Here is a 12957-nt window from a genome sequence, read left to right on the forward strand (position 1 = left end):
AAACTCATACATCTCGATTCTTTATCTTAAAATAATAAAAATGGAATCGAAAAAACCATTACGAAGAGTAAAAGAACTACAATTTTTAAGTAGAGAGCATCATCATACGCTTTTATTATCATGGAAAATTAGAACAGGTTTCCAAAAAGGTGTTGATATTTCAGTAATTAAAGAATATGTAGATTGGTTTTACAATCATCATATCAAACAACATTTCGACATGGAAGAACTCCATATTTTTCCAATTCTTGGTAATCAACATGAATTAATTAAGAAAGCAAATTCCGAACATAAAAGATTAATTAAATTGTTTACCACACAAGTAGATATTGAAAAATCACTTAGCTTACTTGAAGAAGAGCTTGAGCAACACGTTCGATTTGAAGAACGCATTTTATTCAAAGAAATACAAGAAATTGCAACAGACCAACAATTAAAAATGATTGAGGCAATACATACCGAAGAAGATTTTATAGATAATACTTCAAACGAATTTTGGAAATAAGTCGATTGCCATCGCGTTATTCTGCCCTATTTTTTATAACCTCAACAATATCTATATTTTTATATTTAGGTACGAGTGCAAGATAGTCAATAGCCAATCGAGCCTTCTGCCTATCTAACCTACCTTTTAAAAAAGAACGTTGTAAAATATCTTCAATTAAAAAATCTATTGCTTTACTTTCCGGATGATATTCGTTTTTTAATGATAATTTAAATAAGCTCGCCGTTGTATTATACCAAAAAGCTTTCCAACCACTTCTATATTCTTTTATCAATTCGAAAGTAGTTAAACCTGTTTGCCTATGAATTAATTTTATAAGAATTCGGCCCTCTGTACGGGTCATTTTTTTTAGTTTATCCGTAAACTCTTCTTCCATAAACTTCTGCATCTTTTTAATATGCTTTCTACGTTTTGAGTTCGATTTTATTTTTTTCAATTGTTCATTGAGCTGGAGTAATCTTTCCGCTGCTAATTTTGCAAAGGGATACGCATTATTTACTTTTTTCCAATACCAATAATAATAGCGTTGTTCTTTTGTTGAATTAAATTTTAATTTACTTAACACCATCACATCATCTAAAGTAAACATGATAGAGTCTCCTTCAATCAATATTTTATCATCAATTATAGTATCTCTACTTACATTTTGAGCCGATGCTAAAAAAGTGGAACTTAAAAACAATAGGATACAAATATGTTTCATCTCAATAAAGTTTAACTAACCAATTTTAAACTAGTTAGTATCAGTCTGTTTTAAATAAATACCCATCAAAGGCATTCATTGTGAAAATAGCAATAAAATCCTTACAAAATTACTAGTTTCAAACGATAGGATTTAAAATATAAACGTTAATTTTGAGATAAATTATTTAAAAAGTATAAACAAAATAAAGATTATGGCGAAAAAGAGTATCCTCACAAAAAACTCAATGACTTTCTTAGAAAAGTATTTAAATAATGCAGCTCCAACAGGTTATGAATGGGATGGGCAAAAAATATGGATGGAATATTTAAAGCCTTATGTTGATGAATTTATTACTGATACTTATGGTACGGCCGTTGGTGTTATCAATCCAAAAGCAAAATATAAAGTAGTTATTGAAGGACATGCCGATGAAATTTCATGGTATGTAAATTACATCTCAGACAATGGTTTAATATATGTTGTAAGAAATGGCGGATCTGACCATCAGATTGCACCGAGTAAAATTGTAAACATTCATACGAAAAAAGGTATTGTAAAAGGTGTTTTTGGATGGCCTGCAATTCATACACGTAGCAAGGCTAAAGAAGAAGCTCCTAAACCTAGTAATATTTTTATTGATTGTGGTTGTAAAACCAAAGAAGAAGTTGAAAAGCTAGGTGTACATATTGGTTGTGTAATAACGTATCCTGACCAGTTTCACATTCTAAATAAAGATAATTTTGTTTGTAGAGCTTTAGACAACAGAATGGGTGGTTTTATGATTGCAGAAGTTGCAAGATTATTAAAAGAAAATAAAAAGGAATTACCTTTTGGTTTGTACATTGTAAACTCTGTTCAAGAAGAGATTGGCTTACGTGGTGCTCAAATGATTGCAGAAAGAATTCAACCGAATGCCGCAATTGTAACTGACGTTACGCATGATACTACAACGCCAATGATTGAGCAAAAAGTACAAGGTCATTGCGAAACGGGTAAAGGACCTGTTATTGCTTACGCACCTGCGGTACAGCAAAAATTACGCGATTTAATTACAGAAACGGCTGAAAATAATAAGATACCTTTTCAACGTGCTGCCCTTTCTCGTGCTACAGGAACAGATACCGATGCTTTTGCATATAGCAATAGTGGCGTAGCCAGTGCTCTTATTTCACTACCTTTACGTTACATGCATACCACTGTTGAAATGGTTCATAGAGATGATGTTGAAAATGTAATCAAATTAATATACGAATCGTTATTGCAAATAAAAGATGGAGAAACCTTCAGTTATTTTGACTAGATAAATCGAGTATTTAATTAACATATAACAAAGGCTACATCTTACTATTTTGATGTAGCCTTTATAGATAACACAAATAAGTAAATGAAAAATTCCATTGCAGAAAGAGTTTTCGATTTTATAAAAGTATTTCCACCGTTTAGTTTACTGAGTAATGAAAAGTTAAAATTTATTTCGGAAGAAGTTAAAATCATTTACCTCGAAAAAGGGAAAACTGTTTTTAAGGAAAATGATAAGTATCACGATTGTTTTTATATTGTGAGAAATGGTGCTGTTGGTTTATTTAGAACCAAACAAAACCAAAAAGAAATGATTGACATTTGCGATGGTGGAGATATCTTTGGGCTAAGAGCTCTTTTAGCTCAAGAAAATTACACCCTTGAAGCTTCTGCCAATGAAGAAGCAATTATTTATGGAATTCCAATTGATGTATTTCAAAGTGCGTCTGAAAACAGTAAAAAAATAAATAAGTATTTAATTACAACATTTGCTTCAAATGCCTTTGCCCCTTATACAAGAGAACAAAGTGATGAGATTTTCGATGATTATATACCTAAAGATAATTATGATATCGAAAACTTACAAGCGGCTAAATACACAAAAAAAACGATTTCGTGCTCTCCAGAAACCTCAGTAAAAAATGCTGCACTCAAAATGAGCAAACATGGAATTGGATGTATTGTCATCGTAAATAAAGAAAATTTTCCTATAGGTATAATTACAAATAGTGATTTAAAAAATAACATCGCAACGGGAAAATTTCCCATTGACATCCCAGTTAAAGAGATTATGTCTAGTCCCGTAAAATCATGTAAAAAAAATATTACGGTTACCGAGGCCCAACTTCAATTTATAAAGTTTAATATAGAACACTTGTGTGTTACCAAAGACGGTACCAATCATTCTCCATTAATAGGTATTTTAACACATCATGATATCGTCTTATCTATAGGGAATAATCCATCCGTGTTATTAAAAGAAATAAAAAGAGCTAAAAGAACTAAAAATTTAAGAAGTGTTAGGGCAAAAGCTCATAAGTTATTGCAGTCTTATTTAGATCAAAACATCCCGCTAAGACATATCGTAAAAATAATATCAGAAATAAATGATGCTATTACTTATCGCGTCATAGAAAACGCTATCAATAAAATGCACAGTGCTCCACCTGTTGCATTTGCATGGATGGCATTGGGTAGTCAAGGAAGAAAGGAACAATTGTTATATTCAGATCAGGATAGTGCTTTAATTTTTGATGATGTGCCAGAAAACCTTTCTGAAGAAACAAAAGCTTATTTTTTAAAATTATCGGGACATATAACCAAAGCATTGCATAAGATTGGTTACGAATATTGCCCTGCAGAAATGATGGCTAGCAATCCGGAATGGTGCTTATCTCGTTCGGAATGGAAAGAACAATTTAAAAGTTGGATATTACATCCTGATGAAAAAGCCATTCTATTGTCTTCCATATTTTTCGATTACAATAGAATTTATGGTGATCAATCTATGATTGATGATTTATCTAATAGCATATTCGAATCTTTAGACCAATCTTCAATGTTATTATCATTATTGGCCAAAGACATATTACTAAGCCCACCTCCTCTTGGTTTTTTCAAACAATTAGTTTTAGAAAAAAACGGAGAATATGAAGATTTTTTCAATGTAAAAAGAAGGGCATTAATGCCGCTTATAGATGCAGCCCGTTTATTAATTTTAACCCATAATGTGAAAGACATCAACAATACCGCGTTGCGTTATGAAAAGCTCAGTGAATTAGAACCCGAAAACAAAGAACTTTATGATTCATGCTCATATGCTTTTAAAGCGTTATTAAAATTTAAAACTAAACAAGGATTGATTAATAATGATTCTGGAAAATTTATTAATTTAGAAACGTTGAGTAAAGATGAAAAGTTAAAACTAAAACGATGTTTTAAACCTATTAGAGAAATTCAAGAGTTGTTAAAGTTTCGTTTTAAAGTTATCAGTTAATTTGATCCAATGTTTAATAATATATTTAAAAGTAAAAAGAATTATCCTGAGTTTTTTAGAACCTATTTAGATAGTTTTAAGAAAAGTAAAAATCTACCCTTATCGGAAACTAGATTTATTGTTTTTGACACGGAAACGACAGGGTTTGATAAACATGAAGATAGAATTCTATCGATTGGAGCTGTTTCAGTGGTAAACAATATGATAAATGTTGTTGATAATTTTGAATTGTATATCCATCAAGAAATTTTTAAATCAGAATCTGTAAAAATCCATGGTTTACTAAAAGAAGGACATATAGAAAAAGTAACCGAAGTTGAAGCCATAGAACTTTTTATAAAATTTATAAAAAATGATGTTTTAGTAGGGCATCATGTTGGTTTTGACATAAACATGGTTGACCAAATGCTTCTAAGAAATAACTTAGGAAAACTAAAAAATGAATGTTTAGACACAGGGCTACTTTTTAAACAATCAAAACATATTGTCTATCAACAAAATTTAAAAAATTACACGTTAGATGATTTGTGTGATGAATTAAAAATTGAAAAGGTTGATCGGCATACAGCCACTGGAGATGCCCTAATTACTGCTATCGCTTTCCAAAAAATAGTAGCGAGACTTGATAAAAAAAACAATTTAAAATTAAAAGATTTACTTTAGTTGTATTATTTATCTCAAAAAAACACTAATTATCTTCATTTATATGAACACAATCTATAATACTAAAGTCAACGAATCAATCGAAATTGATATTAACGCCAATGAAATTGCTTCTCTAGATGTTATTGAAATTGACAAGGATAAATATCATGTACTTCAATCTAATAAATCATATGAAATAGAAGTTATAACTTCTGATTTTGTAAAAAAACAATATGTTATTAAGGTAAATAACAACAAATTTATTGTCGATATTAACGACCATTTAAATCAATTAATAGACAACATGGGACTTGCCTTAAGCTCTTCTAAAAATGTTGATTCCATTAAAGCACCGATGCCCGGTTTAATTTTAGATGTTCACGTAAAAGAAGGACAAGAAGTAAAAGAAGATGAAGCTTTACTTGTACTAGAAGCCATGAAAATGGAAAATGTAATCACCTCACCACATAATGGTATTATTAAATCAGTTAATGCAATTAAAGGGAATACGGTTGAAAAAGGCTTTCTATTAATTGAATTTGACTCATAATGGGCATTTATTGCAAAAGCCATATTTTTTATATACATAACAATTAAACACCTAATGGTAAGCGAAAACTTTTATAAATGAACAAAATACTGATAGCAAATAGAGGTGAAATTGCATTAAGGGTAATGAAAACCGCAAAAAAGATGGGTATCAAAACCGTTGCCGTATTTTCTACTGCCGACAGAAACGCACCACACGTTCAATTTGCAGATGAGGCAATTTGTGTAGGTGAACCTCCATCAAATAAATCGTATTTAAGAGCTGATAATATTATTGAGGTAGCGAAATCTCTAAATGTAGATGCCATACATCCTGGTTACGGTTTTTTAAGTGAGAATGCGGACTTTGCAGAAATGTGCGAAGCAAATAACATCATTTTTATCGGTCCAAAATCTAATTCAATTAAAATGATGGGCGATAAATTGGCTGCAAAAGATGCCGTTAAAAATTATGACATTCCAATGGTACCTGGCGTAGACCATGCCATAACAGATCCAGAAGAAGCTATAAAAATTTCCAAAGAAATTGGATTTCCTATACTTATAAAAGCGGCCGCTGGCGGTGGTGGCAAAGGAATGCGTGTTGTTGAAAAGGAAAAGGATTTAAAAGAACAAATGATAAGAGCAATTAGCGAAGCCACTTCCGCTTTTGGTAATGGATCCGTTTTTATTGAAAAATATATTAGCTCACCTAGACATATAGAAATACAAATCATGTCTGACAGTCATGGAAATAACATTCATCTTTTTGAGCGTGAATGTAGTATTCAACGTCGTCACCAAAAAGTAATTGAAGAGGCTCCATCTACCGTTTTATCCAGTGAACTTAGAGGCATTATGGGGCAAGCAGCAATTAATGTAGCTAAAGCTTGCGATTATTTAGGTGCTGGTACGGTTGAGTTTTTATTAGATGACAATCATAATTTCTACTTTCTGGAAATGAATACCAGATTGCAAGTAGAACATCCGGTTACTGAATTAATTACAGGCTTAGATTTGGTTGAATTACAAATACGTATTGCTCGCGGTGAAGAATTACCCGTTAAACAATTTGACCTAAACATTAAAGGGCATGCCTTAGAACTGAGAGTATACGCCGAAGATCCTTTAAATAATTTTTTACCTAGTGTAGGTAAGTTAGAAACTTATAAAATACCTGTAGGTAAAAATATTAGAGTGGATAATGGCTTTGTAGAAGGTATGGAAATACCTATTTATTACGACCCCATGTTGGCCAAATTAATCACTTATGGCAACACTCGTGAAGAAGCCATTGCATTGATGATTGAAGCTATCGACAACTACCATGTTGAAGGTGTTGATACTACGCTATCATTTGGAAAATTTGTTTTTGAACATGAAACCTTCCAATCCGGAAAGTTTGACACACATTTTGTTAAAAAATATTATTCGCCTGAGGCGATAAAAGATGAAATTGAACAAGAAGCTAAAATCGCTTCATTGTTAGCTTTAAAAATTTATTTAGAAGATAAAAAAACGTTAAGATTACCAAATAAATAACTATGGATCCGAAAGCAAAAAAATTAGAAGAAAAAATTGCCCAAGCTCATTTAGGTGGTGGTCAAAAACGCATTGACAAACAACATAACAAGAAAAAATTAACTGCCAGAGAGCGTATCAATTATTTGTTAGACGAAAGTTCTTTTGAAGAAATGGGCATGCTTGTAACTCACAGAACCACTGATTTCGACATGGAAAAACAGCAGTTTTTAGGTGATGGTGTAATAACTGGCTATGGCACCATTGACGGAAGGTTAGTTTATCTTTTCGCTCAAGATTTTACGGTTTTTGGAGGTTCTTTATCAGAAACTCATGCTGAAAAAATTTGTAAAGTAATGGAAGCCGCCTTAAAAGTTGGAGTTCCATGTATTGGATTAAATGATTCTGGTGGTGCCAGAATTCAAGAAGGTGTACGTTCATTAGGTGGTTATGCCGATATTTTCTATAGAAATGTACAAGCATCTGGCGTAATTCCTCAAATCTCGGCAATTATGGGACCATGTGCAGGTGGAGCTGTTTATTCACCTGCTATGACCGATTTTACCTTGATGGTAGAAAACACGAGTTATATGTTTGTAACCGGACCTAATGTTGTAAAAACAGTGACCAATGAAGAAGTTACAGCCGAAGAATTGGGTGGAGCTAAGGCTCACGCTACAAAATCTGGTGTTACGCATATCACCTCTGCAAATGATGTATCTTGCTTAGAAGATGTTAAAAAATTATTGAGTTATATACCACAAAATAATAAAGAAAAGCCTAAAAAACTACCTTATACACTACAGGATGAAATTAGAGAAGAGTTAGAAAGTATTGTACCAAAAAATGCTAGTAAACCTTATGACATGCACCACGTTATTTCGGGTATAATTGATACCGATTCCTTTTTTGAAATTCATAAAGATTATGCTGAAAATATTATTGTTGGCTTTGCACGCTTGGGTGGAAAAAGTGTTGGTATTGTGGCCAATCAACCCCTGTTTTTAGCTGGTGTATTAGATGTAAATAGTTCTAAAAAAGCAGCACGGTTTACTCGTTTTTGCGATTGCTTTAACATTCCTTTATTAGTATTGGTCGATGTACCCGGATTTTTACCCGGTACAGATCAAGAATGGAATGGAATAATTACAAATGGTGCCAAACTATTATATGCATTAAGTGAAGCTACCGTACCAAGAGTTACGTTGATAACAAGAAAAGCATATGGAGGAGCTTACGATGTGATGAATTCGAAACACATAGGTGCAGATATGAATTTTGCCTGGCCAAGTGCTGAAATTGCGGTTATGGGAGCCAAAGGTGCCAGCGAAATAATATTTAAGAGAGAAATTCAAGCAGCTGAAAACCCAGCTGAAAAATTAGCTGAGAAAGAATCTGAATATGCAGAAAAATTTGCCAATCCGTACCGAGCCGCCGAACGCGGTTTTATAGATGAGGTGATACAACCCAAAACAACACGTAGAAAATTATTGAAAGCATTTAGTATGCTCGAAGATAAAGAAGTTATTAAACCATCTAGAAAGCATGGAAATATACCGTTGTAATTTTAGTTTTTCATCAATATTGATATAATGAATAATTCCTGTCACATCGTTCCAACTAATAAAAAAGAATATATAACTGAACTTGGTAAAGTCTTAGTACAAGATTATGGCAAAAAGAAATATTACAAACCAAAAGAAGTAGAAAAGGCGAATAGAAAATTAAAATGGTATGACTTTCTCGACTTTCATTGCTGGGGAATGAGTATTTTCTCAAGCCACAACGACTTTGACAGCTATCACCAAGAATCTGGTGAAATTTGTGATTATGTAGCTATGAAAACCGAAATGCTAAATGGTCTTTCTATCTCATCGGTCGCAAATTGGACAGAAATACCAAATATAGATATTGATGGGTCTTGGTTAGATTTTGAAGATATTTTCGATGGACTTTTAGAAGGTATAGGTGATTTTATTGGTGGAATATTTGATGGTATTTAAAAGGTGATTTTTTCACTTCAATGATATGATAAAACTATAGTCGGTTCATATGATGCTCCATAAACGTTATTTTATGAATTGAAACGTTGTGCATCGTATCGAGAACATTTTAAAAACGTAATGGTTCTCGATACACCACGCCCAAAAGCGTGGCACTCGAACTGACATAGATCTTCAAATCAAACACTACCCTTCCAATACTCCATGCAAATTTTCCCAATCTTGCATTAAGGTATTTATTTTATCTTTTTTAGCTTGATATTTTTTAAAAAAATCAGGTTGACCAGTAACTTTTTCATATTGAGCTTCGTCGGCTAATTTTTTATCTATTTGAGCCACTTCTCTTTCTAAATCTGCAATTTCAGTCTCAATTTTAGATAGTTTATTTAAAGTTTTTTTTACCTCTTTCTCTTTTTCATAATCATCTTTTGAGTCATTGGCTGAAGTTTTAGCAACTTTAGCAACCTTAGTTCTCTTTTCAACTTCACGTAAATTCTCTAGGTTGTGTTCCTCTAAATAATAATCAATATCACCTAAGTATTCTCTAATTTTACTGTCTTTAAACTCAAAAACTGTTTTGGTTAACCCTTGCAAGAAATCTCTATCGTGAGATACAATTATCAAGGTACCTTCAAAATTATGAAGTGCTTGTTTCAATACATTTTTTGAGGCAATATCTAAGTGATTGGTAGGTTCATCCATCACCAAAACATTAAATGGAGAAAGTAACATTTTACATAAAGCCAAACGGTTACGCTCACCACCAGAAAGCACTTTTACTTTCTTTTCTACATCATCACCTCCAAACAAAAAGCCTCCCAACATATCTCGCACTTTCACACGATTACCATCATTAGAAGCATCTTCCATGGTTTGCAATACTGTTTTTTCACCATCAAGATATTCTGCTTGGTTTTGAGCGAAATAACCTATCTGAACATTATGACCTAATTTTAAATCGCCTTCATAAGGTATTTCACCAACAATCATTTTTGCCAACGTAGATTTTCCTTGACCGTTTTGACCTACGTAAGCAATCTTACTATTCCGTTCTATTAACAGATTAACATTATTCAACACTTGGTTATCTCCGTAATTCTTAGCTACATTTTTAGCTTCGACTACTATTTTCCCTGGTTGAACAGACATCGGAAAACGTACTTTCATTACCGAATTATCATCCGCATCAACTTCAATTCGTTCAACTTTATTTAGTTTTTTAATTAAAGATTGAGCCATAGTCGCTTTACTGGCTTTTGCTCTAAATTTTTCAATCAGTTGTTCTGTACGTTGTATTTCTTTTTCTTGATTCTTTTGTGTCTGTAATTGCTTTTCTTTTAACTCTTTACGCTGAACCAAATATTTAGAATATGGATATTTATAATCGTAAATTTTACCCATTGAAATTTCAATGGTACGATTGGTTACATTGTCCAAAAACATCTTATCATGCGATACTAACATAATAGCACCTGCATAGCTGCTTAAAAACTCTTCTAACCAAATAATCGATTCAATATCTAAGTGGTTGGTAGGCTCATCCAGTAATAAGATATCATTATTTTGTAATAATAACTTCGCCAATTCAATACGCATACGCCATCCACCAGAAAAAGTATCGGTTAACTTATTAAAATCTTCACGTTTAAAACCTAAACCTTGTAAAATTTTCTCGGTTTCTCCTTGATAATTATATCCTCCAATCAATTCAAAACGATGCGTTAAATCACTTAAATCGACCATTATTTGATGATAACCCTCACTTTCATAATCGGTTCTTTCTACCAAAGCGACATTTACTTCTTCAAGCTTTTTTTCAACTTCTTTAATTTCGGTAAATGCCTGATATGCCTCTTCTAAGACTGATCTACCTTGTACAAAGTCAATATCCTGCTTTAGAAAACCAATCCGTAGATTCTTTTCCAACGCCAATGTGCCTTTATCAAATTCTTGTTCTTTCGAAATAATTTTCAACAATGTAGATTTTCCTGCTCCGTTTTTACCAACTAGTCCCACTCTATCTCCACCTACTAACTTAAAAGTTATACCTGAAAACAAATCTTCTCCTGCAAAGGAAACAGTAATATTATGTGCGTTAAGCATCTTTTTTTACAATTATGAATTTATATTATTTTACATTTGCAAAAGTATCATTTATTTTCACAATACATATGTTTAAAAAAGGAACAAAAATTTATAGCATTTTTAATAATAAATGTCCTAAATGTAATGAAGGTGCATTTTTTGAAGATAATAACCCTTTACATTTAAAAAAGGTACTAAAAATGAATGAGCATTGCCCAAATTGTAATTTTAAATACGAAATTGAGCCCTCTTTTTTCTTTGGTGCAATGTATGTCTCTTATGGACTTACCGTAGCGTGTGCCATCATTACTTTTATTATTCTACACCTTACTGGTCTTGATTTAATGACCATATTTATAACTATTTTTGTGTTACTCGTGCTGTTTACACCTTTTACTTTACGATTTGCAAGATTAATTTATGCAAATATTTTTATTCATTATGATAAGAATTATAAAACAATAAAAAAACCTAAGTAAAATTACTTAGGCTTTTTGCTCTTTTAATATATTTTTATAGCATTAAACTGCTGCTTATAGTTATCTAAATGTTCAAAAGAATCAAGAACATCAAGTGATTCATTGTTTACGACCCAATTTCTTAATTTATCAGATCCATTAATAATATCTATCGGCTTACGTGTATAGTCATACTCGTAAGGTGGTTGTTTCCATTCAAAATTATCCCCTAAATAATGATATAGTTCTCGCATTAAGAATTGCCCCACACGCCATGGTTGAAAGCTCTTTTTGTCTGTGATGTGAATTTGAAACCCACCACAAACTTTATCCGCTTGCTTTTGAAAAGTTGGTAAAAAAGTAATAGGTCTTAAAGCTACTCCTTTTAATTTTGATTCTTTTAAACTATTTGACAAGTGATTTTTATAAAAAGAATACGGTTCAATTTTCGGATGTCCAACAATCTCCAAAGACTGTGTCGTTCCGCGACCTTCACTAAGCATTGTTCCTTCAAAAAGAACTGTTGCTGGAAAAGTAAAAGCACTTGTTGCACGTGGCAAATTAGGAGATGGTAAAAGCCATGGCAATTGTGTATCTTCAAAAAACATTTCTCGCTCCCAATTATTCATTTTTATTACAGAAACATTGGCTTTCATTTTCACCCAAAATTCCTGATGCATTAGAGCTACTTCACCAATTGTCATTCCGTGTCTTACAGGAATTGGATGTCTACCAATAAAAGATTCATATTCCATATCTAGTATATTTCCTTCAATATCAACCCCGTTAATTGGATTGGGTCTATCTAGAATAATAATTTCGATATCTTTACCTGCACATTTTTCCAAAAGATAGGTTAATGTATAAATGTAGGTGTACATTCTACAACCAACATCTTGTAAATCAACAAACAAATGATCAACCCCTTCCAACATTTCATCAGAAGGTATTCTCGTTTCTGAATACAATGAGTATACAGGAATATTGAAATAGGAATGAATAAAGTGATCGGTTTCAATCATATTATCTTGAACATCTGTAGAAAAACCATGCTGTGGACCAAATAACTTTATAAACCTTGAATCAAAAATTTCTTTAAAAGCAACTGCGGCTGGTGTATATTCTGAATCTATTGAAGCATTATGGCATAATAGAGCCACATTACCTTTATATTTTTGCTGAAGGGTTTTATCCTTGATTAAAACATCAAGACCTGTTTGTACTTTCATTAT

At 32.1% G+C, this 12957-nt stretch carries 12 protein-coding genes; 9 read left to right on the plus strand and 3 right to left on the minus strand.

From position 1 onward, the window contains the following. Positions 1–40: 40 nt before the first annotated feature. Positions 41–505, plus strand: coding sequence for a hemerythrin domain-containing protein (locus JBL43_RS03730; protein WP_198840143.1), 465 nt, complete (start codon positions 41–43; stop codon positions 503–505). Between the two features lie 16 nt (positions 506–521). On the opposite strand, the gene JBL43_RS03735 is transcribed toward JBL43_RS03730, so the two are convergent. Then, positions 522–1208 (minus strand): DUF4294 domain-containing protein, encoded by a 687-nt coding sequence (locus JBL43_RS03735; RefSeq protein WP_198840144.1) that lies wholly within the window; start codon positions 1206–1208, stop codon positions 522–524. Positions 1209–1401: 193 nt separating this feature from the next. On the opposite strand from JBL43_RS03735, the gene JBL43_RS03740 reads away from it, so the two are divergent. From JBL43_RS03740 to JBL43_RS03770, 7 genes are all read left to right on the plus strand, one after another. Continuing rightward, positions 1402–2490 (plus strand): M42 family metallopeptidase, encoded by a 1089-nt coding sequence (locus JBL43_RS03740; RefSeq protein ID WP_138948777.1) that lies wholly within the window; start codon positions 1402–1404, stop codon positions 2488–2490. An 84-nt stretch (positions 2491–2574) separates the two neighbouring features. Then, entirely contained in the window at positions 2575–4485 is a 1911-nt protein-coding gene (locus JBL43_RS03745) for a DUF294 nucleotidyltransferase-like domain-containing protein (RefSeq protein WP_198840145.1), read from the plus strand. A gap of 9 nt (positions 4486–4494) precedes the next feature. Further along, complete coding sequence (locus tag JBL43_RS03750; protein WP_198840146.1) at positions 4495–5148, plus strand: 3'-5' exonuclease; 654 nt, start codon at positions 4495–4497, stop codon at positions 5146–5148. A 43-nt stretch (positions 5149–5191) separates the two neighbouring features. Continuing rightward, entirely contained in the window at positions 5192–5680 is a 489-nt protein-coding gene (locus JBL43_RS03755) for an acyl-CoA carboxylase biotin carboxyl carrier protein subunit (RefSeq protein WP_198840147.1), read from the plus strand. Between the two features lie 77 nt (positions 5681–5757). Further along, positions 5758–7200 (plus strand): acetyl-CoA carboxylase biotin carboxylase subunit, encoded by a 1443-nt coding sequence (accC, locus tag JBL43_RS03760; RefSeq protein WP_198840148.1) that lies wholly within the window; start codon positions 5758–5760, stop codon positions 7198–7200. Positions 7201–7202: 2 nt separating this feature from the next. Beyond that, entirely contained in the window at positions 7203–8744 is a 1542-nt protein-coding gene (locus JBL43_RS03765; protein WP_198840149.1) for an acyl-CoA carboxylase subunit beta, read from the plus strand. Between the two features lie 27 nt (positions 8745–8771). Next, on the plus strand, positions 8772–9182 hold the full coding sequence (locus JBL43_RS03770) for a DUF6559 family protein (protein ID WP_198840150.1): 411 nt from the start codon (positions 8772–8774) through the stop codon (positions 9180–9182). Positions 9183–9368: 186 nt separating this feature from the next. On the opposite strand, the gene JBL43_RS03775 is transcribed toward JBL43_RS03770, so the two are convergent. After that, on the minus strand, positions 9369–11285 hold the full coding sequence (locus JBL43_RS03775) for an ABC-F family ATP-binding cassette domain-containing protein (RefSeq protein ID WP_198840151.1): 1917 nt from the start codon (positions 11283–11285) through the stop codon (positions 9369–9371). 14 nt (positions 11286–11299) lie between these two features. Here JBL43_RS03775 and JBL43_RS03780 point away from each other — a divergent pair, with 14 nt between their 5' ends. Continuing rightward, a complete protein-coding gene (locus JBL43_RS03780; protein ID WP_232829246.1) occupies positions 11300–11746 on the plus strand; it encodes a DUF983 domain-containing protein in 447 nt (148 codons plus the stop codon). 23 nt (positions 11747–11769) lie between these two features. On the opposite strand, the gene JBL43_RS03785 is transcribed toward JBL43_RS03780, so the two are convergent. Next, positions 11770–12954: a DUF1343 domain-containing protein gene (locus JBL43_RS03785; protein WP_198840152.1), complete on the minus strand. Its 1185-nt coding sequence runs from the start codon at positions 12952–12954 to the stop codon at positions 11770–11772. Positions 12955–12957 lie beyond the last annotated feature (3 nt).

Source organism: Aureibaculum flavum (assembly GCF_016406085.1).
GTDB classification, from domain to species: domain Bacteria; phylum Bacteroidota; class Bacteroidia; order Flavobacteriales; family Flavobacteriaceae; genus Aureibaculum; species Aureibaculum flavum.